We start from the raw sequence: 24,789 nt of genomic DNA, 5'->3' as shown, positions 1-24,789 counted from the left end.
ATGTAAAAGTCGTAGCAAGAGAATGTACAGGTCTTGCATGGGAATGGTGGAGAACAATTATTAATGAACAAAATGTTCCATTAACAAATGAAATGAAAGTTTCAATTGGAGGAACAACATTATACCCGAGTGCTAATATTAGTCATTAATTAAAAGTGAAGCGCCCTGTTTATAGGGCGCTTTTTTACTTGGTCGCAAGTATATCGGTGTTTTTTCAAATATATCATACTCCTCTAATTGGGGTAAAAGCCTGATTGGACGGGCTAACCATCAGTGGGAGATGAAAAAACTCTCTACTGATGGAAGTTTCACTTTATTTAAATAAACATAATTTGGAATTTAATAGGTTTTTTTCCTTTTTGTAGAATAGATTAATAGATATGGAGTGATATTAAAGAAAGTATTTTCAAAAAAATTTATAAGGAGTTGAAATAGATATGTGGCTTTTATTAGATACACTTAATCTTTTTATATATTTGCCTTTTTTTAAACCAAGTGAAGAGGATATAGTTAGGAATATAAATGAATTGAAGAAATATGAATGGTTTAAAAATTTATCCAAAGATGAAAAGAATGCTTATCTTATAATACATGATTTGAAAATAAGACAAACGATTGGTAGATTTAATATAAAAAAAATGAGTAAAGACAGTTATCAAAAATATTATCAAAAAAAACTTAATAAAATTTTGAAAAACAAATAATAAAAGATCAAGTTCAAAATTTGAAATTGATCTTTTATTATTTTAGAGGGCATTGATAGATTACTATTGCCACTTGTTTCTACATTGCCATCCATATGTAGCTGCTTCAACTGCTATGTCAGCAGCATTTACTTTAAAACCAGCTTAATGTATTAGCTATTAATTAAAGCTAAATCATATTATTTAGCTTTGATATAAGTAAAAATTGCTCCTGTTAGGAACTGTCTAGCAATACTTCCAATTAATAAATTTATTTGCAACATAATATATGCAATGTTGTATCGCTATAAAAATCAAGTCATAGATAAGTGTGGAGAAATTTTTCTATATATGTAACATGCATGGAAAAATCAAATTCTGTTACAAAAATCAGTGCTTTTGGCAATCAACAATCGATTTTTTGTGAATGTTATGACGGACTAGAACAAGAACCCTGTGATTATCCCTTATAAGAAGTAATAGTATTAATTACCTAAAAATATTATCTTCTACAAATTTAATTTTTCCATAATAAAGATGACATAATTCTAAACCCTAAAGGGAAAATTTTATTAATGAATAACTTTATGCAGTAAATTTTATAAAAAGAAAAGGTGATGGAATGGAATTGTCTAACGAAAGCAAAACTTATCGTGCTGGAGATATTGTCTATGTTTTTTATCGCAATCCCCACACTCAGGATGTAGCAAATATACAAGCCGCAGCTGTTGTAAATAACCCTAATACTCCTAATGAATTAGCATTGTTTCTTTATGAAACTTATTATCCACTTTCACCTGAAATGGCCGTTTATTCTACAGAAGAAGAGGCAAACCAAGCCTACAACTACTATTATGAGGATACTTCAGAGGAGGTGCTAGAATGAATAATCCATTCATGCCTAAACTTGTATACTTTGAACCCAAAGCATTGGATTATCCATTAGGGAGAGAGCTTCATGAAAAATTTGCAAAAATGGATGTTGAAATTCGGCATACTACTTCTCATAATCAAGTGAGAGATCTCCCAGGAGAAAACGATTTTCAAAAGTATCGGGTAGCAAAATCTACTCTTGTCGTTGGCGTTAGAAAAACACTAAAATTTGATACCTCAAAACCTTCAGCAGAGTATGCTATTCCGTTTGCAACAGGCTGTATGGGCCATTGTCATTATTGCTATTTACAAACAACGATGGGAAGTAAGCCATATATCCGTACCTATGTAAATGTTGATGAAATCCTAGAAGCTGCTGACAAATATATAGAGGAACGCGCACCTGAACTGACAAGGTTTGAGGCCTCCTGTACATCCGATATTGTAGGAATTGATCATTTGACTCATACTCTCAAACGCGCAATTGAGCATTTCGGAGAATCCGAGTACGGAAAATTGAGGTTTGTTACAAAATTTCATCATGTAGATCATTTGCTTGATGCAAAACATAACGGAAAAACAAGATTTCGATTTAGTGTAAACGCTGATTATGTTATTAAAAATTTTGAGCCAGGAACTTCTCCCCTAGCTAAAAGGATTGAGGCAGCTGGAAAAGTAGCAAGAGCAGGATATCCTCTCGGATTCATTGTTGCTCCTATTTATCTTCATGAAGGTTGGCAAGATGGGTACTATCAGATGTTTGAGCGTCTTGATGCTGAATTACCCTCTGATGCACGTGATGATATGACGTTTGAATTTATTCAACATCGTTTTACAAAGCCTGCTAAGAGAGTGATTGAAAAAAATTACCCAATGACAAAATTGGAATTAGATGAAGAGAAAAGAAGATATAAATGGGGAAAATACGGAATTGGAAAATACATTTATCAAAAAGAAGAAGAAGAAGATATAAAAAATTATCTTTATTCTTATATGGAGAAGTTCTTTCCCAATGCAAAATTAGAATATTTCACATAAAAGAAGACCAACTCTGTTACAACAATATATAGGTGTTGGAAATAAAAGACAGTTTATAATGCCAAATTAAATGTATCTCAATTTAACCCATTGATTACTTACAAGAGGTTAAAGCGATTTTTTATATAAAAGGGATCGCCACATCCCCATCAACTTAAAAATTCAAAATTACCCTAAAATGAAGAAGAGTACGAAATTAATAGGGCCCTTTTTTTACTTTTCTCGAATGTAAACTTTCAACTATTTGTTTACATTCGAATCTCCTTTAATCATTGACTTCACAACAAATCCCCTGATATCCTCAAAATTAACAACAAAAGTATACATTCAAAACACTATACATAAAGAGGTCTAAAATCCATAAACAAAAAACCACATCTTATTGATGTCCAACCCATCCGTAGCAAAGAACAAATTGAAGATATGAAGTGGGCTCTTAAACGTCATTGTTTAGAGAGAGACTATATTTTATAAAGGTCCATCTCCTTTTTTGTTTTGGAGAACATTAAATCTCTTAACTTGATGGCAATGATCATGGAACCCTTTAAACAAATAAAAAAATAGTTGTAATATAAAATCATGACGATTAAAAAGAACCGCAATATAGTAATGGCGGTTCTTTTTCTTGGTATTATATTGTATTTTATGTAAAATATATCTAAATACATATAGATAAAAAGCTATTAATATCAAAAAATATAGAGGAGAGAAATAATGTCTCGTAAATTATACTTTGCGCTCATTATACTAAGCTTGATTTGGGGAGGATCTTTTTATTTTTTCAAGGTTTTAATTGTAGATTTCAGTCCTTTAGTTGTAGCATTTTTACGTGCAACTTTTGGAGCTATAACACTTATTGTACTTATACCATTTTTCCGAAAATCTTTTAAAGGAAAAATTCCTTTTATACCTTTATTTGCTGTAGGAATACTAAATACTTTAATCCCATGGACACTTATTTGTTTTAGCGAGCAAAAATTGACTAGTAACTTAGCTTCTGTGTTAAACGCAACCCAACCATTATGGACAATGATTTTAGGGGTTTTATTATTCGGTGTACGTTCTAATCGTAACCAACTTATAGGTTTATGTATCGGATTTATAGGTATTTTGATACTCTCAGATGTACATCTATCTAATTTTTTTTCAGTAAATTCATTAAATTTTGCCGCGATGTTGACAGCAACGTTTTGCTACGGCTTAGCAACGCACATAACAAAACGTTATCTTAAAGAAATATCAATGTTTCAAATTTCTTTAGGTACATTATTGGTCGGTAGTATATGTAGTGGTTTTATAGTCTTATTCTTAGAAGAACCAATTCAAATTTTAACTAAAATATCATGGCATCATATAGGAGCATTAATTGGAATAGGTGTATTTGGATCAGGTATAGCTTATTTACTTTACTTTTACTTGATCCAAAAAGGAAGTCCAGACTTTGCTTCCATATCTACATATTTGGTACCGGTATCAGCTATTTTCTGGGGATATATTCTTCTAAATGAAAATATAACTTGGAGATTAATCATTGGATTAACTTTTATACTAATGGGAGTCTATATAACGAGTCGTAAAGTGAAATTAAATATTCCAGTTAAAAGTTCAAAAGTGTAATATCTAGCCTATTAAGTATGTAGCTTTAATTGAAAAACCAGATTTTGTCGAAAGAGAATTCGATGAATTTTCTGGTTTTTATTGTGTAACTAAATCTAAATAGGTATTTATAATACGAAATACAATTTGAATTATCTTGAAAAATAAATGGGACGTTTCATGATTAAGCCAGGAACTTGAATGATTTCAGTATGTTAGAGTATAGGACTAGGGAAAAGGTGGCTTTGAATTTGCTGTACAACCAGGAATCATTTCTTACGTAAGGAAGGAGTATAAGGGGTTATATGAAAAGAATGAAAAATGTAATGTTGTTAGTGGTATGTTTCTTATTTTTGAGTGGTTGTAACTATGAAAATGAAAAAGAGGTAAAAACATACTTTAAAGAAAAATATGGGATTGATGTTATTGTAACAGATTGGGAAGAAATACATTCAGGGAATATGGGACATGTATATCATACTGTTCAAGTAAAAGATAATAAAAACATTCAATTCCGAGTGGAAGTAGATGGTGTATTTTATTCTACAATAATAGGTGATGAATACAAAGATGGTAAAAATGCATATGAAGCATATAAGAAATTCAAACCAACTCTGAAAGAAATCGAAAAGTTAGGATTCTCGAAATTTGAAGAGGAAAATACTATTCAATATATAACTGAGCATATTGAAGAATACCTAAACAATAATTTGCTACTAACTTTAAAAATGAATAACAAAATCGATTATAGTCAATTTGAATCGACAGAATTAGATCGATTCTTTGCTTTATTACAACTCATTCAAAGGAATAATAAAAAAATAACAGAGCTTAATCTAAAAGACAATACAGGTGAGCATACTATATTTTATTATAAAAAAATACAAAAAAATCCAACGAAAGAGGATCTGCTACTAGCAATGAAAAACGCATCAAGAGATTACTGGACATATTTAATTCAAACACAAGTTCATGACAAAATAAAAGAAATTCAAAATGAAAGATTTATATTCAAAGAAATCACTTGTTCATATACAAAAAATGGGGACTGTCCAGAGTATAATGTAACCTTAGATTTTAATGATGGTATGTTGCAATATAAAAACAACCCGAATTTAATCCAGGATTTAACCAAAGTAGCCACTTGGGTGAAAGAAGAACTACATAACAAACAATTCAATATTAACTTGACCTACAAAGAAGGTACGAAGTGGGAAGGGAGAATGTCATCAGAAGATATGGAAAAAAGTAATAGTGTTGAAGATTATATGAAAGAATATTTTCTTGAAAAGTAATTACATATTGTTTATCCCGCATTAACGGGCAGTAAGACCCCCACCTCAAGATTCAGAGAGAAGCATTGTCCAGCTCTAGCGGCTAGAATCTCCGGTCGTTTCGCCCCCTCGGACGAGGCAAAAAGCGCCTCTCTGTCGCGGGCTCCAACGTCCTGCGCTTCTGGGCGAGCGCTTCCGCTTTTCTAAAGAAGATAGGTGGGGGATAACTGCCCGTAAAAGCCCGATTGGGTGGGCTTTCCATCAGTGGGGGATAAAGAAAACCCCCACTGACGGAAGTTTCACTTTATTTACTCCAAGCATTTGCTAAACGAGAAAGTATTACATAGCTTTCATCGAGAATAAAATGGATTCTTTTGATTTACCATAAAATATTGGCTTGTGAGGCGCTTTTAATCAAACTTTATTTCAAAATATGATTTATATCTGTAATATAACTGATATTTATGTATTGTATCTTTGTATGCAGAAATGCTTCGGAAAAACAAAGATATCCTATAATTTGATTTTTTTAAGTAGGAAAATGAAGGAGAGAGCGACTATGCTCTCTCCTTCATTTGTTTTGACAAGATATAACAATAATATGTTATTTTATATTCCTAACAATTGTTTTCCCTGCTCCTTTAAACTCAAAAACTTTATGTATGTAACAATTTTCCCTCAAAAATATGTACATGTATAGAATGTTATAACTCTATTCACATGTTTGAGTTATTTATATTCATTATTGATACAAAAAGAAAAAGACACTCAGATGAGTATCTTTTTCTACTTCAACATCATAGGGTTAATATCAAGCTTAAGAAGTTTAAAATGAAAGACTTGTTAATGAAGATACAACACTTAAATCATCATTTAATGTGATTGAGAAACATGCTACCAATGGTAATGTGATAGTAATTGAACCGTCTGGATTAATCACTATACTTGGGCTTGTCCCACATGTTCCGTCACAATTTACAGACGATGTTGTTCCACCACCAGGAGTAATTGTAACTACAAGACATACATCAAAACAAACATTATCTGCAGTACATGCCATTGTTTTTGCCTCCTTTCTAACACTTCTATATAAAGATATTCAGCATGTAGAATGAGAGGCACGGCATATCAATCAGTTTCATACAAATAAAGAGAAATTTTAGTAGTTTATCTCTTTATAAGGGCAGCTAATTCAGTTGAAAAACTAAAATCATTATTTAAAGTGGTATTAAAACATGCTGTAAAAGGTATAACATTAAAGTCAGATGAACAATCATCATTACACCTTACAGTAATTTCTGCACCACCATTAGGATTAAGCTTTGTCTCTAAACAAATATTGAAACAGCTTCTATTTATACATGCCACTATATATCCCTCCTAATAGTATAGTCATTAACAATATATTATAATTGTTAAATAAATGTGCGTAGGATTATTAAAAAACAACCAATGAAAATTTAAAAACGAGAGAAAAAATTGAATTTATCGTGAAAAAATATTTACAAAAAGAATAGCTATGAAAGAGTCGGTATCTTAATGATTACGAAATTGACTCTTCATATTTCATAAACAAAAATTAGAAATTGTAGTACTTGATGATTCCGTTCACTTAAATCCACTCTTACGAAAATAATAACTTTTAAAATCAGAAGAGAATAGATATGTAATCAACCATTATTATGCCGAATGTATTCATTTGTTAGACATGAGTAATGATGAATTGGATCGTTATAGAATGAAAGAAAAGGCGTACCAGATTTAGACACGCATCGTGTTGGGCAAAAAACTTTCATGCTTTTAATATAAAACTTACAAGCTTAAAGCACTTGATTGTGAAGTGAACCCAAAAAGTTAGACCAGTTATTTCATTAGGAAACTTCTTGGGGATGGGCTCGGTATTGTACCAATCAATCATGGTTCCCGAACCTCGGACAAGAGAGGGTATACAAAATGCAGATGAGCACGTTGTGAATTCACCTGAAAATGTGAAAATACCTGATGGAGCAACAGTTTGGGGAGAATAAAAGGTTATTAGAGTTGGCAAAATCAAAATCAACAGAAAACCTGCAACGATTTTTCTAGATACTGATAAACAATCATAATTTAATAGGCGGTGAGAAAGTGTTAATTAATCGTGTGAAAGAAGTAATAAGTGAAAGAATGTCAATCCATCCAAACTATAGCTTTGGGATAGAGCATTGTTGGAATAAGCTCATAAACTTATTGAGTGAAGATACTCAAAAAACAATCGAAGTTCTCAAAGAATTAGATGAAGAGCAGGTTCTTTATGTAAGTGAAGTGTTTGAGGATATAGCTTATAAGTTGCAAAGCCAAGACTACATTAATGAACTTGAAAAATTAGAAAAAAAATTTCCTAATCTAAATCTTGCATCTTTTGTAGAGACGGCTAAAGATTTTATGAATTAAAACAAGTAGAGGTTATGATTATGAGAAAATATGTTAAGTTAGAAGTGCCTGAAGTAAATATTCACCCTTTGAGAATAACAGAAGGATGGAAAGTGAACTATAACAATTTTTTTGAAATAGATCCACGAAGTTTGGAACCCGATGACGATTGTTGGTTTATGTTTACTGAAAGTTTGTTGCAGCTTTATCATGAGAAATCATCAATCACAGTGGATCTCGGTTGGGATCCTGGTATTTCTCCTGATGGTAATTACCTAGTTTTGATTATAAAAAACATGGACTGGGAAAACCCTATTCACGAATTTACATCTGATAACTATAAAAAAGTTATTGAATATATTGAATTTCATTTAAAACAAATTACGTCTACATGGTGGAAATAAAATTGTTATTGGCTGTAGTGATAAAGATATAAAACGACTATCTTACTACTTAATTTATATTTGGATACGAGAATGATAAAGCCCGTGGTACTAGATGAGGGAAGACATAGGTACATAAGGCAAGTTAACAAAAAATAAATAAAGGAATTATGTATGGGATAACATGAACGATGGTTCCCTGAAATTCATAATTCATGACGCTTGTACCATCATGGAGTTTTGTTTTTATACTAGGATAGTATGAAAAGTACGAGAATTAGACGAGATGAAATTTTATTATTCAAGTTTTATTATTATCTTATAAATATTTGGCAGTTTTTGAGAAAGAAGGTTTTGATATGTGGAAAAATCTGATTTTAGAAATTGAAAAAATAGAGAAAAGTTTCAATGGTAAATTGAATACACCTGCAACAGATATTGAAGTTCAGAGATTGAGAGAACGTGTGAAAGAGAATTTTAATGTTGATTTACCAAGTGAATACGAAGAGTTTCTTAACACTGTAAATGGTTTAGATTTTGATGGACTGGTACTTTACGGAGTTGATCCTTCTTTACTAGAAACAAAAAGAGATGAACAAATTTGCGGATTTATAGAAACGAACGAGATTTGGTATGAAAATGAATTTCAAAAAGAGTATCTTTTCCTTGGAGATTCAAATATAGCATGGTTTTGTAAAAATTTATCTGATGGTACGTATCTAGAACTGGATAAACCATCTGGTACAGTGATGAAAACATATAATGATTGCAATACAATGCTTGAAGAAGCATTAAAAGTAACTCTTCTTTGAATGAAGGGATAGAAGCGCTGATTCCTCTTCCTCCTTGTTACGAATACATACTAATACCGTCCAGCAACAATCATTTCGTATTCTCTATGATATTCAGATAACGCTTCTTATCTTCTTTGTAAACCAACATCGCTCCCCTCTCTTCGGTACCAGCAACATAGAACACTGCCTATGCACGATAGATTTCGAAGGTAATACATCATTTCCATGTTTGATTTTCACATAATACAACTATAAAATCAGGTCGTCCATGAAAAATGCCTGATATAGATAAAGAATAAAAATAAAGGAGATAAATTATGGCAATTCATATCACAATGAATAAAGAATTCGAAGATAACGAAATCGTTGTATATCAGTATTATCCGTCAGAATCTTCAGGAAAAGTTGGAAAAATGTATTTTCATAAGAAAGAAGAAATGTTTTATGACATAGAACCTGTTCCAGAAGAATCAGTTGGAACAAGAAAACATTATTTTAATTGTGCATGTTCTAGAATAGTAATGTGCATTAGAAATGGTGGGGAATTTTTAGAAGAAATGACATATGGAGTATAGTCAAATAAACGAGTGTATGAAAAACCGGTTTTCTTCATTACTTAAATACACGACCATTCAAGTTGTAGCATGTGTACCAATACGTCCTCTGTCTTTAGAATTGTCATCAATAATATCTTTCTCTAATCCACATTTCTACGCATCTTGCCCAAAATCACTAGGTTGTTTGTTTTGCTCTTTATGATTTGAATTGTCTATTTAGGACAGGTTTTTAGCTAGAGGAATGGCAGTGGTTGGTAAAGGTTATTTTAATTCTGATTATCCTCTGACATTAGCTTGGCAATGTTCGGATTTTAAGTGAATATCCTCCAATTAGTATAGACTTATTGCATGATGAGATTTTTGAACCCCGATTTGAAGGGGGTGGCAAAATTAATGCTATGATTGCTCATAAAAAAACGATGCAAAGAAGAATTTGACATTTTCCAGATGAGAACTTATATCGTAATAAATTAATTAGAAAGGAAATTAATAATATGGGAGTATGTGTAGACTTATTTAAAGAATATGAAAATAAAGAGGAGGTTGTTTATCGCTTTTTTCCTTGTGAAGATGAAGAAAAAGCAGGGAAAATTCAATTTAATAAACTAGAAAAAAGGTCCGTAGAATTAGAACCGGCTAAAGGTGAAGGTGCAAATTACTATTTTCTTAAAGCTGTTGGTGCTGTGCAAAAATATGTTAGAAACGCATCAAACTTAGATGAATTTCCTGAATTTCTATTTTCACAGTCATAAAATTTTTAATTAAGGAGTGTTTAGAACAATGGGAAGATATCCACTGATTGCAATAATCAAAGAGAATGAGGATAAAGAAAATGTAATTTACAGTTTTGGTCCAGATATTCATTCTTGTGAGAAATATCCACAACGTTATAGGAGATGGAATTTTAAAGTCTTAAAGAATGAAACTAACCCTGATGAAGCATTTGTCTTACTGGATGATATGCCTGATAAACATATTTCTTTATTATATAAATGTATGCATAAGGTGTATGTTCACGTAAAAGAAAATGGTGGCATGGAAAATATGACTAATATAGATTTTCCAGAATACCTTGAGTTTATCGTGTGAATTTTAGAAATATAAGCTACTGGACTCAAGAATTATTGTAGACTCTTTGGGTTATTTTCTACCTTCAGTTGATTTACTTATGAAAGTAGATTAGGAGAAAGAATAAAAATAAAGGAGATAAACTATGGCAATTCATATCACAATGAATAAAGAATTTGAAGATGAGGAAATCGTTGTATATCAGTATTATCCGTCAGAATATCCAGATAAAGTTGGAAAAATGTACTTTCATAAAAAAGAGCAAATGTTTCATGAAATAGATCCGGTTCCGGTAAAATCAGTTGCAACAAGTGAACATTACTTTTATTGTGCATGCAGTAGAATAATGAAGTGCATCAAGGGTGGTGGAGAATTCTTGGAAGAAATGACATACGGAGTATAGTCAAATAAATAAATATACGAAAAGCTGATTCATAAGAGCCGGCGTTCCTCCCTCCTCCCATTATTCGTACATTGTTGTAATGTGTGTACCAATATGCCCTTTTTCACTTCGTTATGTGGTTTAGAATTGCCATCAATAATCTCCTTCTTTAATCCCTATCTCCGCACATCTTACGCTCAATCACTAGATTGTTTGTTTTGCTCTTCCATGATTTGAAGGGTTTAATTGGAACAAATTTTTAGCTGGAGCCGTGGCGGTGGCCAGTTTGACACCAGTTGGTAAAAGTTTCAACATGATCGCTAAAGCAGTAAAGGCATAAAAAACGCCTCAAAAGTAGATCATTCAATTTATATTAATTCCAGTACAAGAAATGGTAGTATTTCTGTAGATGAATTTTTTCGTAGAGAAGGATATTTGATAACAACATATGCAGGAATAAGAAAATCGACTTAACATCAAAGCTATAGCTGAAAATACTGGAATACATGAAAGACATATAAGGAGGCCTTTATATATGGCGGTATGTTTAGCAATGACTAAAGAATTTGAAGATGAGGAGATAGTTGTTTATCAATACTATCCTTCTGAATCACCCGATAAAGTCGGAAAAATGTATTTTAATAAAAAGGAAAGGATGTTGTATGATTTAGAGCAAGCTCCAGTGAAATCAGAAACAATGAGAAAATATTATTTTGATTGTGCATGTACTAGAATTGTACGATGTCTGAAAAGGAATGAAGGCTTTCCTGATAGTATGGCATATGAAGCATAATGAAATGAACAAATATAAAAGTTGGCTCGGGTCCATGAGTCCACTTAATACACATTTTAAAATCTCTTTAGATAAAGCGTTTAATTAAGGAGTGAATTGAAATGGGAAGATATCCAACGATTATAATAACAAAAGAACTAGACAATAGCGAATATGCAATTTATAGTTGTGGTCCTAGTATTGATATGTGTGATCAATTTCCAGAACTGTACGAAAGATGGCGTTTTAAGGTTTTGAAAGATAAGTTAACGATTGAAGAAGGTTATGTTTTACTTGATGATATGTCTAAAAAACACTTCCCATTATTTTATAAATGTATGTTTAAAGTATATAAGCAAGTTGAAGAGTGTGGTGGAATGGCAATTTTAAAAAATATTGATTTACCAAATCAAATTGTATTTATTATTTGAAATTGATAGGAATAGATTGTATTAGAAGTTGTTTATCAGTTTTAAAGAAGTGCCATAGACTTAACCTTTTCAGAATACTATTTAAAAACACATGAACTTAAAGCATTTGTTTGTCTTCTATAGGCAATGAGTGCTTTTTTTTTATGTTTAAATAGACATGTAAATTTGTAAAATGTAAGGTGGATATGGTGCTTAATTATGGTTAGTTTAGAAATTTAAGGTTAAAATAATCATTATTTTGATATAAAAAAAGGGGAATAGAATATGTTAACTAATACAAATGCAGACAAAGTATTCGATAAACTAATGGTAGAAGGTGAGACTTATGTTCATTACTTCTATGTTATGAAAATGGCATCTACCTTTCAATGCTTAGCTTTTGGTTTGGGTGCACTTGGCTTAAATAAACATTACCTTGTAGGGTTCACAAATAAGAGAATCTTACTAATAGAGTTAAGTCCTGCAACTGGTAATGTCACTGAAAATATTACTCACTTAGATTTAGATAAAGTAGAGAAAGTAAGTGTAAAGAGGGGTATCCTTAAATCCAATATCACTTTAAAGTTAAAAGAGGACAAAGGGATACTAGAAATGAAACCGAACAGTTTCACAGTTGGTTTATCAAATCACAAAAAGGGTCTAGTTGAGTTAGAAAAATTGTATGGTTAATAAAAAGTATGGAGTCATTTCGCACCTAAAATATTGACTCAAATCTAAAGTTTAAAGTAGAGGGAGAAGTTAAGATGTTAAGTTCAACTTTACCAACAGTATTAGATTATGCAATTAGAACTTTATGCTTTGTTCTTCAAACGTTCATTATATCATTAGTATTAAAATATCTAATTCAAAAGAAAGATGTAAACGAGTCAGCGTTAATTTGGATTTCTACGATTGTGACAATGATTGGTGTAGGGGTAATTATATCTTTAAACACATCTTTACCTTTAACTCAAACAACTATAGGGATTTTAAGTCTTAGTTTTATGTTAAACCAATTTCTTTTTCTATACTATCTAGGATCATGGACAGTAAAATGATTTAAAAAACTTAAAATATTTAATAAGGTATCTAAATTTATGAACATAGTGATTCTTGGACTAATAAGCATCGTTTATATTTGCTTCTTATTGTTCTTTGCCTTAAGTTGGTTTGAGTCTAGCTTGAAGTAAGACTTATAGTGAGTTCAATTCTTATTTTAAAATTATATGAATCCATGTTGATTTTTCGACATATAGATTGCTGCTATGTAGAATACAACATGACCTGTACTTGCTTCCTTTGTTTGAAACCTCGCATGTGGCAAGAAAAGGCTCTGACCGCTTCTATGCACAGCCAGATGCTCTCGTCCACCTCTAAAAAGAAAGAGGTTTTTATGTCGGGTTTTTAATTGGCATTTATATAGTTAACAAGTATGAACTCTATATTTGTTAGCTATTTTATTATGAAAGCGGATTCATTCTCTGATCTCGGACACATACTATCCTTAACTCATTGTTTCATAGAATTGCTCTTTATTTTGTCAGGTTGCTTCTTTTTTGCATAATAAAGTGAAACTTCCATCAGTGGGGGTTTTCTTCATCTCCCACTGATGGAAAGCCCGCCCAATCGGGCTTTTACGGGCAGTTTTCTCCCACATATCTTCTTTAGAAAAGCGGAAGCGGCTCGCCCAGAAGCGCAGGACGTTGGAGCCCGCGACGGAGAGGCGCTTTTTGCCTCGTCCGAGGGGGCGAAACGACCGGAGATTCTAGCCGCTAGAGCTGGACAATGCTTCTCTCTTAATCTTGAGGTGGGGGTCTTACTGCCCGTTAATGCGGGATAAATGTCCTCCTATTAAGTGTCCAAGTTCATTAGGGCTAAAGAGGGGATATCAGAAAGTATGCAAGAGGGTTTTGACGATGAATAAGGTGGATGGTACCATAAAGAGGGAGGGGAAGGAAAATAAAAACAGAAAAGGTAGGGGTATCCATGAAAGTAAATAAACTACTATGTTTTGCAATTCCATTGATGTTATTAGGTGGTTGCGGAACAGGTGCATCAACAGACAAACCAAAAGATAAAGTTGAGTCTAAAGCAGAAGCTAAAGAAACAAAATCTGATGTTAAGAAAGTAAGAGTCTTAGCAGAAGACTATCCTCAATATTTAGTAGACTTAGGTAATGAGTTTGATAAAGCATTCTCAACGTTTAGTAATACGGTAAAGGAAGCCTTTGACGGCAAGAAAACGAATCAAGACATCTTAGATAGTATAGATGAAGTAAACAAAGTAATTGCTAAGTTTGAAGCAATTGACCCACCTAATAAATATGTAGACGCCCAAAAAGATATTGAGAAAGCAATCGTAAAGTATAAGAAAGCATTTGCATTGGTAAAAGACGCTCATACAAGAGATAAGTCAAACTCAAATGATAAGAGAACAGATAAGGAAATTATTGAACAGGCTGAGAAGATTATCAAAGAGGGTGACAAGTACTGGGTTGCAGTTTACAAAGAAATGAAAAACGAAATAACAAAGTCAAAAGGTGGAGGGGTATCATCTCAAGACCTAAAGGATACAAGTAGTGGTTCAGGGGTAGACTATGATGCGGTTCAAAAGAACGTACTAGATGGTACAGAGTTAATTGCCAACTGGGGTGTAAATCGTGATGATGGATTCAAACCGTTATTCATCCTAAAAGGTGGAAGCCCTAAGACATTTGAGGTATATACCGCAGGCGATTATCCAAATAAGACAAACTACATCGAAGGTACATGGGAGTATGATAAGTCTAATATGATGTTAAAACTACATATCTCAAAGCAAATGGCAAATGGAGTAGTAGCAGAAGTTGTTCATAAAGACATAGATTACAAAGTACAAAACTATGACACAAAGCATTTGCAATTATTTAATGAGAATTCAAAAGCTATAACTAGATATGTAAAACAACAGTAAAATAAAACAGTAAGAACAATTCGTGTGAGGGACTGGGTTTGTAATGAACCTAGTCCTTTATTCATATGGAGGTGTATTTTGGATTTTTAGCTTGGGGTGGGTTCGTTTTTAAAGTTTTTATATTAATAAATATATATATAATGTTAATCTTGTTAAAAAATGTTATTATTCTATATGTAATATTGTTATTCATACAAGGGGTAACAAATAAATGGGAGGGTGGGATTAAAATGATTAGTGATTTAAAAAGAGCGGCCTTATCTTCATTAAAAGGTAGATGGGGTTTGGGAGTAGGGGCATCGCTTCTGTATAACCTCATTTCCGGTATTGGTATGCTTATTATAGGACTTCCAATTTTTCTACTGAGTATTTTATTGATGGCTGCAATAATAGGGTCTAGTGCTTCAATTACAGAAGAAGAAACGTTAAGTGTGGTAATCTTTTTAATTTATGCATTTACTTTTGTTATTGCATGCTTTGCTTTTATAGCTGTACTAGGCATTATATATTATGGGTATTGTAATGTTACATTGCGTTTAGCGAAAAAAGAATCTACTACAATTGATGATTTATTTGAAGGATTCCGAAAAAAGAATGCATTTAGATCGATGAAGCTAGCGTTATTAATGGGTGTATACGTATTTTTATGGAGTTTATTGTTAATTGTTCCAGGTATTGTAAAATGTTTCTCTTATTCTATGGCTTACTATATCATGTTAGATCATCCAGAATATACGGCAAGTGAAGCGCTTAAAAAGAGTCAAGAAATGATGAAAGGACATAAGTTAGATTTATTCATACTATCTTTAAGTTTTATCGGATGGTTTATTTTGGGGTATTTTACACTTAGTATTGGGTATCTTTGGATCTATCCATATTACATGATAACAATATCGCATTTCTACTTGAATTTAGCGAATAGAGATACAGTTATAGAGGAAAAAACAGCTATCTAGAAGAAATATTGTTTGTTTCATATTTCTGATGACAGTGCAACGTATTCATACAAAAGAAGCTTTCTCCAAAAGATCGCTATTTAACGACCTTTTGGGAAAGCTTCTTTTATTTTATCTCACGAAGCATCCGCATTCTCAAACTGACTATTATAAAGCGAAGCATAAAAACTACCAGCCTTCAATAACTCTTCATGATTACCTTGTTCTACAATATCCCCGTCTTTCATGACAAGAATTAAATCTGCATCGCGTATTGTTGATAATCTGTGAGCAATGATAAAGCTTGTTCGGCCTTCCATGAGATTTTCCATCGCTTTTTGGATGAGCACTTCTGTACGAGTGTCAATTGAGCTTGTTGCTTCATCGAGTATGAGTATTTTCGGATCCGCTAGAAGGGCGCGGGCAATTGTTAGTAGTTGCTTTTGTCCTTGAGATACGTTGCTTGCTTCTTCATTTAATTCCATGTTGTATCTATTTGGTAATGTTTTGACGAAGCTATGAGCGTGAGCTGCTTTCGCTGCTTCGATTACTTCTTCGTCGGTTGCGTCCAATCGGCCGTAACGGATATTTTCCATGATTGAACCGTTAAATAGCCATGTGTCTTGGAGTACCATGCCGAACATGCTTCGCAGGTCTTCGCGGGTGAAGTCTTTTATGTCGTGACCATCTATGCAGATGGCACCGCTGTTTATGTCATAGAAACGCATTAATAGTTTTACGATCGTTGTTTTCCCTGCTCCGGTTGGCCCGACGATTGCTACTTTTTGACCAGGTTTAATGTGAGCTGAGAAATTGTTTATGATGATTTTATCTGGATTATAGCCAAATTGAACATCTTTGAAGGTTACTTCTCCGTTTACTTCTTGCAGCTTCACTGGATTTTCTGATTCTGGCGCTTCCTCTTCTTCTTCTAAAAATTCGAAAACTCTCTCTGCAGCTGCTGCGGTTGATTGAAGTACGTTCGCGATTTGAGCTACTTGAGCGATTGGTTGCGTAAAATTTCTAACGTATTGAACAAAGGCTAAAATATCTCCAACTGCAATGGTTCTCTTTACCGCAAGCCATCCGCCTAAAATAGATACAGCTACGTAACCGATATTACCGATAAACATCATAATCGGCATCATCATTCCAGATAAAAATTGAGACTTCCATGCCGAGTGGTAAAGTGTATCATTCACCTTTTCGAATTTTTCCACTTCTTCTTCTTCTTTGTTAAAGGCTTTTACAATATTGTGGCCACTATAAATTTCTTCGACTTGACCGTTCACATGTCCTAAATACTCTTGCTGGGATTTGAAGTATTTTTGTGATCGTTTTACAACTCCCATTATGAGCATCATGGATACTGGCAATATTAAGAGCGCCACTAATGTCATTTGCCAACTTATTGATAACATCATGATGAATACACCGATGATTGTAATAACGGATGTTATGATTTGCGACATACTTTGGTTTAAAGTTTGGCTTACAGTATCTACGTCATTTGTAATTCTCGATAATACTTCTCCGTGCGTTGTTTTATCAAAGTATTTGAGCGGCATCCGGTTGATTTTTTCATCAATTTCTTTTCTGAAGTTATACGATACTTTTTGGGCTACTCCTGAAATGATATATCCTTGTATAATAGCAAACACAGTGCTCGCTATATATAATCCAAGGAGTAACAGGACAATGTTTCCGATATAGCCAAAGTCAATTGCAGCACCAGGTACTCCCGTTACTTTGTCTACGAGTCCTTCGAAAAGCTTTGTTGTGGCTTTCCCTAAAATTTTTGGACCGACGATTGTAAAGGCGGCACTACCGATTGCGAAAATGATGACAATCATAATTGATAACTTATATGGCTTTAAGTATTGAAGTAACTTATTCATCGTTCCTTTGAAGTTTTTCGCCTTCTCGATCTTTTGCATGCCGCCGCCCATATGGCCGCCGCCATGACCACCTTGTCTTCCTGTTTCTACTTTTCGCTCGCTCATGATGACAACTCCTCTCTTGAAAGTTGTGATAAAGCAATTTGCTTATAAACCTCACAGTTCTCCATAAGCTCCTCATGAGTACCAGTTCCTACTATTTTTCCTTCATCAAGTACGATGATCTTATCTGCATTCATAATTGTACTGATTCTTTGGGCAACAATTAAAACAGTACTTCCTGCAATCTCATTGTTTAAAGCCCTGCGAAGTAGGGCGTCTGTCTTAAAGTCAAGAGCTGAGAAACTATCATCAAATATGAAGATTTCTGATTTCTTAGTAAGAGCACGCGCAATAGAAAGCCTTTGTTTTTGACCACCGGAAACATTCGTACCACCTTGTGATATCTCTGTCTGGAAGCTTTCAGGTGTCGCGTTAATAAACTCCATAGCTTGAGCAATTTCAGCGGCTTTTACTAGTTCTTTTTCAGCAGCTTCTTTCTTACCGTATTTCAAATTACTTTCGATCGTACCTGAGAATAGAACTCCCTTTTGCGGCACATAACCAATTTTCTCTCTTAACTCCTTCTGAGATACTGCTCTAATGTCAGTACCATCTATTAATATTTCGCCGCTTGTTACATCGTAAAAGCGTGGAATTAAGTTGATAAGTGTCGATTTCCCGCTACCTGTACTTCCAATGAAAGCTGTCGTTTCTCCAGGTTTTGCAGTAAAGGTGATATGAGAAAGTACATCTTCTTCTGCATCTGGATATCTAAAGCTAACATCTTTAAATTCAACATAACCTTTCTTATCTGATGCGAATGTTTTTGGTTCGTTTGCATCACGAATGGAAACGTCAGTATCTAGAACTTCTGCAATGCGTTGTGCGGATACAGAAGCACGCGGAATCATAATGGATACCATAGAAATCATTAAAAATGCCATGATGATTTGCATTGTATATTGCATAAATGCCATCATATCACCAACTTGCATATGTCCCATATCCACTTGGTGTGATCCAACCCAAATAATAAGTACAGTAACGGCATTCATGATAAACATCATCATTGGCATCATAAATGTCATTAAACGGCTTACAAATAAATTTGTTCTTGTTAAATCTTGATTTCCTTTTTCAAATTTCTTTTCTTCATGCTTTTGATTATTAAAAGCACGAATAACGAGCATACCTGTTAAAGATTCACGAGTGATTAAGTTAATTTTATCTACTAACTTTTGGATACTCTTAAACTTAGGAATCGCAATGCTGAATAAACCAATGACTAAGCTTAAAATCGCGATTACCGCAACTGCGATAATCCATCCCATTGAAAGGTCTGTAGTAAGTACCTTAATAATGCCGCCTATGCCTAAAATCGGTGCATAGACTACAATTCGAAGCAGCATAACCATAAGCGTTTGTACTTGCTGAATATCATTTGTACTTCTTGTGATTAAAGATGCAGTGGAAAATTTATCAAACTCCGCATTCGAAAAGCTTGTAACCTTCCGAAATACTTTCTTTCTAAGATCTCTGCCGAGTCCGGCAGCTACTTTTGCAGCAAGTAAACTTACGATAACAGTAGCTGCCATACTCACTAAGGATAAAAGGAGCATTTTCCCGCCAGAAGTAAGAATATAATTGGATTGAAGCTTATCTGTATTGATACCGATCGTTTTATACTCATTCTCAATAAATGTAACAGCTGACTGTGTTACCATGCTGCCTGGCATCTTTTTAAACTTTTCATTTGCCTTTTCTTTCATTGCATCAATTTGATCTTGAGGTAGTTTCGCAATGACTGCGAAAGGATCTGTATTTGCCGGAAGCTTCATCGGTGTTTTGTTATCACCTGACGGAGGGAAAGCGGAGGCGCCGCCTTTTTCAATTCCTTGTGTAATTAACATTGGTTTTCCAAAAATATCGTTAAGTTCGTTAATTGTATTTGTATCCTTTGTATGTAGCTTATAAAGCGGTTCTTTATCAAGCTGCGGATAATCTTTTAAGTCATTTTTCAACTCACTTTTAGAAAGATTGTTCTTATCTAAAAGTACATAGTTGTCAGCTACTTTTTTCTTTTCATTTTCATTCATAAAGAGCTTGAGTTTATCCATCTCACTTTTACGAATAACCTTAGGTACTGCGTTTTCGACACCTTTTTGTTGAATACCGACATTCACAATGTTAGACATGTAGTCTGGCAGTGATAGGTCACATACTGCTTGTATGGATAAAAGACATATAACTGCAATGATTGAGGTAACAAATGGTTTTAAATGTTTGATTATCTTTAACATTTAATTCATCTCTCCATTTTCCTTTTCAAATTTTTTTAGCTTTTTCTTTTTTCTTCAGTTTACCCGCTCTTTATCTATTTTCGACTACAGACTAATTCTATGACTATATTAAGATGTAATGCAACTTTTAGAGTATAGAATAATAAATATAAAGTTTCACTTTATGGATTTTTTATATTATTTACTTTTGCACTAAATGCTGTTACTATATTGATATCATTTTTATAACTTAATGCATACTTTTTTGAAAGCGCTTAATTGAAAAGGCATATGCATTTCAAATGTATGGCCTGTTGTAAATTTTTCTAAATACAAGCAGTTCCTCTGTCACATGTTATTGGAGAAGGGGAGTTGCTTTTTATTGTTAAAACTATGAAAAAATGAATGTATGATGTGAGGAGGTATCGTTGTGAAAAACAGTTTTGTTTTTCACAAGAATATATATGGGTAATGTAGGATTATTGATTTCTGGTGCAGCGCTCTTTTTAAATAGCCTTGTGATGCTAGGAAAAGCGGACGAAAAGAGTGCAGGTGTTTTTAATTTATTTGTAGGTGTACTGCAAATTATTATTCCTTTCTATTTAATTGTAGTATCTGATCAAAGTAATTGGACAGTTTATTTATATGCAGCTACTTTTTTATTTGGTTTAACTTATTTATATGTAGGAGTTACTTTCATTGCGGGATTGAAGGGTGATGGATTAGGCTGGTTTTCTCTTTGGGTAGCGATTATTGCACTATTCTACATGATTGTAGCTATTATACATTTTCATGATATCGTTAATGCGTTAACTTGGTTCATGTGGGCATTTCTATGGTTCTTATTTTTTATTTCTAATGTACAGAAAAAGAGCATCAATCATTATGTTGGAAAAATAGCCTTTGTACAGTCATGGGTTACACTAACTTGTCCTGCTCTTCTCTCCCTTATAGGTGTATGGGAAACTTCTTATGTATATAATTTATGGATATGTATATCTATTCTTTCGATTATATATTTCTGTGTTTGTACGTTTAAGTTGAAAGGAAATGTAAATGCTGTTCATAAAAATATAGATACGCACACCATTGAAAAGTGTGGAAACACCAAGTGAAGTTAATTTACCAACCTATTTATTTAGAAAAACGCGATCAATTCCTAAATGATTATTAGAAATTGATCGCGTTTTTTGTTCTGAGCAAGCCGCTTCCGCTTTTCTTTGTAAGTCGCGGCTATGCAGAATACAACATGGGCTGTACTCGCTTTTTCCTTTTGTTTTAAACCTTGTATGTGGTAAAAAAGTGACCTGACCGCTTCTATGCATGGCCAGATACTCTCGCCCGCCTAAAAAAAGAGGATTTTTTAATTTATATAGGTTCAACACAAAAAGCCACGATACTCTACTTAATAGAGTATCATGGCTTTTATGTTGTTTAATAAGAATTGACGGTTTTCTAATCAAACATTTTTACAGGTTATGACATTACAAATACAAAAGTTGGCCAAATAACTTTTGCAATATAAGGATATCACTTTATAGAGTATTAGAAATCAATATTTTTTCCTTTAATAACTGAAAAAAAAGAGCGTTTTCACGACTTTATTTGTGGCTACAGTTTTTATAGTGCGTATTTTTTTACGATAGATTCTCAATGGTACTCGAAAGTGTACAAAAGGTTATCAAAATTACTAATAGAGATAATGAGAAGCATGGAATTAAACTATATAAACCCATTTTAAGTTTTTGACATATAAGTTGCTGCTATGCAGAATACAACATGAGCTGTACTCGCTTGCTTTTTGTTTAAACCTTGCATGTGGCAGGAAAAGACCCTGACCGCTTCTATGCACGGCCAGATGCTCTCGTCCCTTCTTAAAAGAAAGGGGTTTTTATGTTGTTTTTTAACTTATATATATTAGAGGTCATTCTATTATTATGGTAAAATTATCAATAGTTTATAATAAATTCTAATATCTATCTTTAATTAACAATAAACAATAGTAATATATAGAGAGAATTCTAATTATATAAATCCATTTTAATTTTTCGACATATAGGTCGCTGCTATGGAAGGCCAGATGCTTTCGTCCTCTCCTAAAAAGAAAGGGATTTTGACTTCGTTTTTCAATTTGTATTTATATAGCTTTAAAGTCTTGATAGTTTTGAGGGAAGGTAACAGATTAATGCGTAATTTTATTTATAGTTTAATAGATGATAAAGCAATAAAACGACAAATTTTTATACTGGAGGCTTTAAATCGTGAACCAAAATTAGTATCTTCTCAAAATTTTGCAGATCAGCTACAGTGTTCGACACGAACAATCATGAATGATATTTCTCAATTAAGAAAGAAATTGCCAGGGAATTGGAAAATTATTAGTGTTAAAACGAGAGGATACATTTTAAATAAACCGGTGGAAGAGTCTGTATTACCTGTGATTCATTCTTATTTGACAGAAAGTGTACTTTATAAAGTTATGTTAGAAATATTTCATAATAAGTATTACACATTAGAAAAATGGTCACAAATTTTATATATGAATAAGTTAACTTTGAGAAACCATTTAAAAGATTATAATAGAATTTTAAATGAAAGTAGGTTAAATATTAAATTCAGGAATCTTCAACTAGAAGGAGATGAAATGAATATAAGATATTACTATATTTGTTTCTTTTACTTTACACAACAATTTTCAGATCAATCTGTCTTACCTATTGAGTTAAGAAAAAAACTTTTATCTATTCTCTATCGTAACGAAGTTCACATGGATATCTTATTGTTACGCAGTATTGTTTTTGTTTTTATAAATCGATTTTATAATAAACATTGTGTAATGAAAGAAATAAAATTCAAGCCTATATACAGCCGTAAGCAAGCAACTTGTCTTAATGAAATGATTATAGAAATTGAGAATTATTATAAGATCAAATTTCCAAAATACGAAAAAGATGCACTGAATTTATTTTTATTTTTCGGATTAATAAGTACAAGTTCACAGGGAAAGGCAATGCTTGAATATGTAAGTGAATGTGATCAGGAGGTTTATAAAAAATTCATTAATCTTATTACTACCCTTTTAATATACAATCAATTACCGAATGAATTGAAGGGAAAATTGAAAGCTGAAGTAATTCCGTATTTTTATATGGTGTGTATTTTAAGAGAACTTCATTTTTCAATTCGTCATGTTTTTGATCCAATAAATTCTTTAGATAGTGTATTATTGCGAAATTATAAGGAGAATCTCTCCTTAATTTCTAATTGGAATGAAACATATAATGAGAAAAAATTTACGAAAGATGAAATAAAATATATTGCCTCTCATGCAACAGCGATTCTTAACTCAATTTGTAATGAAATAAACATTGTACTTGTATTTTCTGGGACAACCGTTGAAAAAAATCTTATTTATAGGAAGTTAAAACAAAGCTTAGGGGAAAATGTAAATATAGATAGGATACCAAACTATAATATTAAATATGATTTTATTATTAGTAATTGTCAATTATCAGATACAAGGGCACCTGTCATTTATATTTCTCAAATGTTGACTACAAATGAAATCGATTCTATAAAAAATCGTATTTTTAATTTAAATTAAAGATAGAAGTAGTGAAATGCATTCATAATGAAACGAGAAAAACTAGAGATTTTAACTAAAGATACACAGATGAAAATCATTGATAAAAAAGTCCTGGAAATCATAGTTCCCAGGACTTTTTATCAAATTGGTTAAGAATCATAGTATGATTTAACTTAAATCTTTAAGTAGATTATTTTCCCATGGAACAGCACTCAATAGAGTTTTTTTATAATTAAACAAGTGCGATACGTAATTAATATTATACTTATCTTTATTTATGAATTCTATATCATTTGCGTTAAAGTGGCTGCCGATACGAAAGGCGTTAAAATACTCGTGCCAATCTGAATAAGAATGTTGTGAAAGTCCTGCAGCCTGTATCATAAAGTTCTTTGCTTCCTGTTTTGATAAATAACCGAGCCTTCTACCGACCCGACATAAACAGATACACCATGCATAATCAAACGCTGCAATTCCGGAATCCGTCAAAATATGTAATCCGTAATTAGCAATATAAAGTTTTTCATAGTCAGGATGGTCTTTCGATAATTGCTTTCGCGCTGCCTCGGAAAGAGGGGTCAATTGATGGCGTATACGATTAAATTCCTGCCGTGTTCCTTCTTCTAAAAACCAAATGATTTTCTCTTTTAACTCCGTCGAATTTTCGATCTTCCATGTCCATAACACGTTCTTCAAAAAACGTTTCCCAATAAGGCGGTCTCTGATAAGGGTGAATTCATATCGGGTAAAATAGTTTGTAAGATAAACACAATTCAAACAAACGGAAGACAGACAGCGGAAATATAGTTCGAGCTGTTTCTCTCGTTTTCTTTTATATAAAATAGGCATTCTGTCTCC

26 protein-coding genes and 1 pseudogene are annotated in these 24,789 nt (G+C 32.7%); 22 read left to right on the top strand and 5 right to left on the bottom strand.

What is annotated here, in order from left to right; all coding sequences use genetic code 11:
• The 7 genes and pseudogenes from WAZ07_RS10345 to WAZ07_RS10315 form a co-directional block, all read left to right on the top strand.
• Positions 1 to 149: thiol-activated cytolysin C-terminal domain-containing protein (locus WAZ07_RS10345; protein ID WP_336472375.1), on the top strand; the 149-nt coding region annotated here is incomplete at its 5' end.
• Positions 150 to 437: 288 nt separating this feature from the next.
• A complete protein-coding gene (locus WAZ07_RS10340) occupies positions 438 to 704 on the top strand; it encodes a hypothetical protein (protein WP_336472367.1) in 267 nt (88 codons plus the stop codon).
• A 601-nt stretch (positions 705 to 1,305) separates the two neighbouring features.
• Positions 1,306 to 1,569, top strand: coding sequence for a transcriptional regulator SplA domain-containing protein (locus tag WAZ07_RS10335; RefSeq protein ID WP_336472366.1), 264 nt, complete (start codon positions 1,306 to 1,308; stop codon positions 1,567 to 1,569).
• Complete coding sequence (gene splB / locus WAZ07_RS10330) at positions 1,566 to 2,594, top strand: spore photoproduct lyase (protein WP_336472365.1); 1,029 nt, start codon at positions 1,566 to 1,568, stop codon at positions 2,592 to 2,594. Before WAZ07_RS10335 ends, splB begins: the two co-directional genes overlap by 4 nt.
• 360 nt (positions 2,595 to 2,954) lie before the next feature.
• Positions 2,955 to 3,065, top strand: a pseudogene (locus WAZ07_RS10325) (tyrosine-type recombinase/integrase); the annotation flags it as partial.
• Positions 3,066 to 3,308: 243 nt separating this feature from the next.
• Positions 3,309 to 4,211 carry a DMT family transporter gene (locus WAZ07_RS10320; protein ID WP_336472364.1) on the top strand — a complete coding sequence of 301 codons (903 nt, stop codon included), beginning with the start codon at positions 3,309 to 3,311 and terminating at the stop codon, positions 4,209 to 4,211.
• Between the two features lie 284 nt (positions 4,212 to 4,495).
• Positions 4,496 to 5,485 carry a hypothetical protein gene (locus tag WAZ07_RS10315; protein ID WP_336472363.1) on the top strand — a complete coding sequence of 330 codons (990 nt, stop codon included), beginning with the start codon at positions 4,496 to 4,498 and terminating at the stop codon, positions 5,483 to 5,485.
• An 805-nt stretch (positions 5,486 to 6,290) separates the two neighbouring features.
• Here the strand turns inward: WAZ07_RS10315 and WAZ07_RS10310 are convergent.
• Positions 6,291 to 6,524, bottom strand: coding sequence for a hypothetical protein (locus WAZ07_RS10310; RefSeq protein ID WP_336472362.1), 234 nt, complete (start codon positions 6,522 to 6,524; stop codon positions 6,291 to 6,293).
• Between the two features lie 107 nt (positions 6,525 to 6,631).
• Positions 6,632 to 6,832 carry a hypothetical protein gene (locus WAZ07_RS10305; protein WP_090918281.1) on the bottom strand — a complete coding sequence of 67 codons (201 nt, stop codon included), beginning with the start codon at positions 6,830 to 6,832 and terminating at the stop codon, positions 6,632 to 6,634.
• A 533-nt stretch (positions 6,833 to 7,365) separates the two neighbouring features.
• Here WAZ07_RS10305 and WAZ07_RS10300 point away from each other — a divergent pair.
• The 13 genes from WAZ07_RS10300 to WAZ07_RS10240 all read left to right on the top strand — a co-directional run bounded on the left by WAZ07_RS10300 (position 7,366) and on the right by WAZ07_RS10240 (position 16,147).
• On the top strand, positions 7,366 to 7,491 hold the full coding sequence (locus WAZ07_RS10300) for a hypothetical protein (RefSeq protein WP_336472361.1): 126 nt from the start codon (positions 7,366 to 7,368) through the stop codon (positions 7,489 to 7,491).
• Between the two features lie 97 nt (positions 7,492 to 7,588).
• Complete coding sequence (locus WAZ07_RS10295) at positions 7,589 to 7,894, top strand: hypothetical protein (protein WP_336472360.1); 306 nt, start codon at positions 7,589 to 7,591, stop codon at positions 7,892 to 7,894.
• Positions 7,895 to 7,914: 20 nt separating this feature from the next.
• Positions 7,915 to 8,277, top strand: a complete 363-nt coding sequence (locus tag WAZ07_RS10290) for a hypothetical protein (protein WP_336472359.1) — start codon at positions 7,915 to 7,917, stop codon at positions 8,275 to 8,277.
• 338 nt (positions 8,278 to 8,615) lie between these two features.
• The gene (locus WAZ07_RS10285) at positions 8,616 to 9,068 is read left to right on the top strand and encodes a YrhA family protein (protein WP_336472358.1); all 453 of its coding nucleotides are present in this window, start codon (positions 8,616 to 8,618) and stop codon (positions 9,066 to 9,068) included.
• A gap of 299 nt (positions 9,069 to 9,367) precedes the next feature.
• Positions 9,368 to 9,625 carry a hypothetical protein gene (locus tag WAZ07_RS10280; protein WP_336472357.1) on the top strand — a complete coding sequence of 86 codons (258 nt, stop codon included), beginning with the start codon at positions 9,368 to 9,370 and terminating at the stop codon, positions 9,623 to 9,625.
• Positions 9,626 to 10,101: 476 nt separating this feature from the next.
• A complete protein-coding gene (locus WAZ07_RS10275; RefSeq protein WP_336472356.1) occupies positions 10,102 to 10,359 on the top strand; it encodes a hypothetical protein in 258 nt (85 codons plus the stop codon).
• Positions 10,360 to 10,387: 28 nt separating this feature from the next.
• Positions 10,388 to 10,696: a hypothetical protein gene (locus tag WAZ07_RS10270; RefSeq protein WP_336472355.1), complete on the top strand. Its 309-nt coding sequence runs from the start codon at positions 10,388 to 10,390 to the stop codon at positions 10,694 to 10,696.
• 124 nt (positions 10,697 to 10,820) lie between these two features.
• Entirely contained in the window at positions 10,821 to 11,078 is a 258-nt protein-coding gene (locus tag WAZ07_RS10265; protein WP_336472354.1) for a hypothetical protein, read from the top strand.
• A gap of 514 nt (positions 11,079 to 11,592) precedes the next feature.
• Positions 11,593 to 11,850 (top strand): hypothetical protein, encoded by a 258-nt coding sequence (locus tag WAZ07_RS10260; RefSeq protein WP_336472353.1) that lies wholly within the window; start codon positions 11,593 to 11,595, stop codon positions 11,848 to 11,850.
• A 101-nt stretch (positions 11,851 to 11,951) separates the two neighbouring features.
• A complete protein-coding gene (locus tag WAZ07_RS10255; protein WP_336472352.1) occupies positions 11,952 to 12,260 on the top strand; it encodes a hypothetical protein in 309 nt (102 codons plus the stop codon).
• Positions 12,261 to 12,524: 264 nt separating this feature from the next.
• The gene (locus WAZ07_RS10250; protein WP_336472351.1) at positions 12,525 to 12,929 is read left to right on the top strand and encodes a PH domain-containing protein; all 405 of its coding nucleotides are present in this window, start codon (positions 12,525 to 12,527) and stop codon (positions 12,927 to 12,929) included.
• A gap of 1,296 nt (positions 12,930 to 14,225) precedes the next feature.
• Positions 14,226 to 15,191, top strand: a complete 966-nt coding sequence (locus WAZ07_RS10245; protein ID WP_336472350.1) for a DUF7018 domain-containing (lipo)protein — start codon at positions 14,226 to 14,228, stop codon at positions 15,189 to 15,191.
• Positions 15,192 to 15,421: 230 nt separating this feature from the next.
• Positions 15,422 to 16,147 (top strand): DUF975 family protein, encoded by a 726-nt coding sequence (locus WAZ07_RS10240; protein WP_336472349.1) that lies wholly within the window; start codon positions 15,422 to 15,424, stop codon positions 16,145 to 16,147.
• 116 nt (positions 16,148 to 16,263) lie between these two features.
• Here WAZ07_RS10240 and WAZ07_RS10235 read toward each other — a convergent pair whose 3' ends face one another.
• The gene (locus WAZ07_RS10235) at positions 16,264 to 18,129 is read right to left on the bottom strand and encodes an ABC transporter ATP-binding protein (protein WP_336472348.1); all 1,866 of its coding nucleotides are present in this window, start codon (positions 18,127 to 18,129) and stop codon (positions 16,264 to 16,266) included.
• Complete coding sequence (locus tag WAZ07_RS10230; protein ID WP_336472347.1) at positions 18,126 to 20,366, bottom strand: ABC transporter ATP-binding protein; 2,241 nt, start codon at positions 20,364 to 20,366, stop codon at positions 18,126 to 18,128. The genes WAZ07_RS10235 and WAZ07_RS10230 overlap by 4 nt, the downstream gene beginning before the upstream one ends.
• Positions 20,367 to 20,809: 443 nt before the next feature.
• Here WAZ07_RS10230 and WAZ07_RS10225 point away from each other — a divergent pair, with 443 nt between their 5' ends.
• Both WAZ07_RS10225 and WAZ07_RS10220 read left to right on the top strand, forming a co-directional pair.
• Positions 20,810 to 21,460, top strand: a complete 651-nt coding sequence (locus WAZ07_RS10225) for an AmiS/UreI family transporter (RefSeq protein ID WP_336472346.1) — start codon at positions 20,810 to 20,812, stop codon at positions 21,458 to 21,460.
• A gap of 1,070 nt (positions 21,461 to 22,530) precedes the next feature.
• Positions 22,531 to 23,949, top strand: coding sequence for a helix-turn-helix domain-containing protein (locus WAZ07_RS10220; RefSeq protein WP_336472345.1), 1,419 nt, complete (start codon positions 22,531 to 22,533; stop codon positions 23,947 to 23,949).
• A 150-nt stretch (positions 23,950 to 24,099) separates the two neighbouring features.
• Here WAZ07_RS10220 and WAZ07_RS10215 read toward each other — a convergent pair whose 3' ends face one another.
• Positions 24,100 to 24,780 (bottom strand): DUF1266 domain-containing protein, encoded by a 681-nt coding sequence (locus WAZ07_RS10215; RefSeq protein WP_336472344.1) that lies wholly within the window; start codon positions 24,778 to 24,780, stop codon positions 24,100 to 24,102.
• Positions 24,781 to 24,789 lie beyond the last annotated feature (9 nt).

Source organism: Bacillus bruguierae, assembly GCF_037104725.1.
Classification (GTDB): Bacteria; Bacillota; Bacilli; order Bacillales; family Bacillaceae_G; genus Bacillus_A; species Bacillus_A bruguierae.
This window is presented reverse-complemented; position numbering and strand designations above follow the sequence as displayed.